A 3,514-nucleotide genomic window follows, 5' to 3' on the forward strand; every position below is an offset into this window, starting at 1 on the left:
CCCTCAAGCGCCTTCAAATGCCCCTCGTAAGTTAACGTGACAGCACCGGTTGTCAGCGCTTCGTATGCGTCTTCTCCACCACATCAATTACACGGTCTCGTAAATCCTGCGAGTAGGCTTCCGGCATAAAGACTGGCCTCCTTCACCAGTCTTTATCTTGAATCACATCGCACACCCTTCGGGAATCCTATGATTCAAGCTATTCGCAGTGCGCTCTAACGTAACATTACCCTTACACCAGTTCCGTAAGCGTAGCGGTGTCGAAGCCCTTAAGCGCAGCCCAGTCACCTGACTGGACCTTCTCAACCCAAGCGGAATCGCTGATAAGGGCACGACCGACCGCGATTAGGTCAAACTCGTCACGTTCCATCCGCTCAACAAGCTTCTCCAGCCCGGCGCAGGCCGAGCCCTCGCCGTTGAATGTGCTCACGAAGTCGCTGGACAAGCCGACCGAGCCGACGCTGATTGTAGCTGCACCGGTCAACTTCTTGGCCCACCCAGCGAAGTTAAGCCCCCCAACACCGTCGGCCTCTGGGAACTCGGGCTCCCAGAAGCGGCGTTGCGAGCAGTGCAGCACGTCGACACCAACGTCGACCAGCGGCTGTAGCCAGTCTGCCATCAGTTGGGGGGTCTGGGCGATGCGCGCAGCATAGTCCTGCTGCTTCCACTGGCTCACGCGTAGGATGATCGGGAAGCCGGGTCCGACGCTTGTGCGGATCGCGGCGACAATCTCTGCTGCAAAGCGAGACCGTTCACGGACCGTTGGACCTCCATAGCGGTCGTTGCGAAGGTTGGTTCCATTCCAAAAAAATTGATCTATCAAGTAGCCATGTGCGCCATGTATCTCGATCGTGTCGAAGCCGATCTGTTTCGCTTCGGCAGCTGCCTTGGCGAAAGCAGCAATCGTGTCGGCAATGTCCGCGTCACTCATCGCTTTCCCGCGCGCACTTGCGGGCGCGTCGAGCCCCGAGGGGCTTTCCACCGCTACGTCGGGGACCCAGTCAGTTAGGAAGCTCTTGACCGCGCCCGTGTGCCAGAGCTGCGGTCCCATACGCCCACCCGCCGCGTGGACGCTGTCGAGCACGCTTTTCCAACCTCTAAGCGCCTGTTCGCCGTGAAAGAACGGAACAGCCGGATCATTTCGTGATGCTGGCCGGTCGACCACTGTGCCCTCCGAAAGGATTAGGCCAACGCCGCCTTCGGCACGACGCCGGTAATAGGCGGCATGCTCTGGGCCAGGGATACCAGCAGGAGCGAAACTGCGCGTCATCGGTGCCATGACAATGCGATTTGGCAGCTCCATCTCGCCAATGCGGAATGGACGAAAAAGGGCGTCTGTCGAAATCATGGGGAAGCCTTTCTAGTTGATTTGCGTTAATGTATGCATGCGCTCGCAGGATGTTTAGAATGCATTTGCGATTTCCCAACCCCTCGCTGAGGCAACTACGTGTCTGTGTGCCAACATTTCGAGGAGAACTGTATCACTCGCTAACTTTCCGACCAGATGGCCGACAGGTGGTAGACGGTGGCGCTGAGATGTTGCTTGCAGCAGAGGCAGCGCGACGCGCTCCTTTCCAACCACGGCATCATGGACTCGCCCCATACAGTCGAATGGGTTGTTATGCACTCAGCTGCTCGCTGCCGGGTTCTTTTCCTGCGCTCCATGTTTGGACCTTGAACCGTTTGGATGAAACAAAGCCAGCGCGTCAAGCGTTTGACGGACATATTGCCGCATGATCCGACCTGCCGACGACATCACCTCTTAAGTTCGGCCACCTGAAAGAATAACAGCAGCGTCGCAGGCACTATCACCTTTAGGCCCAAACCAATGCTTCAGGAGCTTAGCATTCGAAGTACCTCCTGCTGAAGGGTGTTCTTACCACGGCATTCTACCTGCAGATTCCACGAACAGCCCTGTCTCCTCACTGTTCAAGGCATAATGAACCGGAAGCCGAGCACCTTCTTCTGCACTGATGAAACCAGCGTGCTCGGTCAGGTCTGTTTTGACATAACCGGGTGCGACCGAATTGATGACGATGCCTGTCTCGTCGAGTTCAGCGGCGAGTTGCACTGTGAGCATATTCAGTGCTGCCTTCGACGCGTTGTAGCCGATCAGTCGGGCTGAGTAGTAAGGTGAGCTACGATCACCCATCACGGCTAACGACCCTAGCGCACTAGACAGGTTGACGATCCGGCCTTTGGGCGACTGCCTCAATAGCGGGAGCATTGCCTGCGTCACAGCAATTGTCCCCACGAAATTTGTGTCCATAATGCGACGAACTGCTTCAGGAGCCCCCGCGCTGGGTGGGCCATCCTGCGGATCAACGATCCCGGCATTGTTGACGAGAATATCGAGCTGCCCATACCTGTTGCGGATCATTTCGGCGGCTGCTGCGATGCTGGTGTGGTCGGTAAGGTCGATCCGAACCGATGCAACATCCAGCCCTTGCGAAGCGAGGTCGGCAATCGCCGCTTTGGCACGTTCGCTGTTGCGCACACCGATGATGACGTGGATACCAGCTTGGGCGAGTTGTCGAGCAATTTCCAGCCCGATCCCCTTGTTGGAACCGGTTACCAGAGCAATTCGGGTATCGTTCGGCACAAGATATTCCTTTGATTTTGACCGTATGAGCCATAGGATATGAACGATCATTCAGCTTGGGAATTCGCTTATGGTGCCAGCAGCACCCCGCCATCTAAAAGCTCGGAAAACTCCGCGTCAGGCACGCGCAGCAGTTACATTGGACGCAATTTTCGAGGCGACCATTCAGCTTTTGGTGGCCAACGGTCCAAAGCGTCTGACCACCACACGCGTGGCGGACCGCGCAGGGGTGTCGGTCGGTACAATGTACCAGTATTTCCCGCACAAGGAGGCACTGCTCTACGCGCTCAACGAGCGATATCTTGAAGCCCTATCTGAGAAGATTGAGGCAACCTGTCGCGCCCATCACAGAGCACCGCTAGAAGTTATGATCGTCGCGCTGATTGAAACCTACTGGATCGCAAAAACGGAACGAGCAGATGTGACGCGCGCGCTATACCGCGCGGCAGTCGAACTCGACAACGAGACACTGATCGAGTCGTTTGCAACTCGGGTAGATACGGCAACGCTCGACATGATCGCCAGCGCCCCAGACTGGAACGGAACTGATCTCGTGAGCGTCAATATAACATTAGTCACGGTCATCTTTGGTGCGATCCGAAATGCTTTCGAACGTAATCTTTCTCCTACACTAATCGAGACTCTGCGTGTTGAGCTTCTCCGCATGTGCCGTGCATATCTGCTGGGGTTCGCAAACACCTTCTAATTGTCAGATGGGGTGGACGGCCGGTGCTGTCACGTCAACTTGCGAGGGGCATTTGAAGGCGCTTGAGGGTTTTTTCAGGCGGGATGAGCGTCGCACCATTCCATTGAGCGAACGCCCTGAGACGGTGCAGATATCTGGAGATGGCGTTGTCGATTGAAGCTGGCGGGACGAAAACATTACGTACGGCGGAGAAGACGGAGACGAAG

3 protein-coding genes are annotated in these 3,514 nt (G+C 56.2%); 1 reads left to right on the plus strand and 2 read right to left on the minus strand.

Annotated features, from left to right (window positions below; translation table 11 throughout):
• Positions 1-232: 232 nt before the first annotated feature.
• On the minus strand, positions 233-1,348 hold the full coding sequence (locus tag HK28_RS12530; protein ID WP_086644882.1) for an NADH:flavin oxidoreductase: 1,116 nt from the start codon (positions 1,346-1,348) through the stop codon (positions 233-235).
• Positions 1,349-1,876: 528 nt separating this feature from the next.
• Entirely contained in the window at positions 1,877-2,602 is a 726-nt protein-coding gene (locus tag HK28_RS12535) for an SDR family oxidoreductase (protein ID WP_086644884.1), read from the minus strand.
• A gap of 139 nt (positions 2,603-2,741) precedes the next feature.
• Between HK28_RS12535 and HK28_RS12540 the strand changes: the two genes are divergently transcribed.
• Positions 2,742-3,308: a TetR/AcrR family transcriptional regulator gene (locus tag HK28_RS12540; RefSeq protein ID WP_198945887.1), complete on the plus strand. Its 567-nt coding sequence runs from the start codon at positions 2,742-2,744 to the stop codon at positions 3,306-3,308.
• Positions 3,309-3,514 lie beyond the last annotated feature (206 nt).

Origin of the sequence: Acetobacter sp. DsW_063 (assembly GCF_002153745.1) — a bacterium.
GTDB lineage: Bacteria > Pseudomonadota > Alphaproteobacteria > Acetobacterales > Acetobacteraceae > Acetobacter.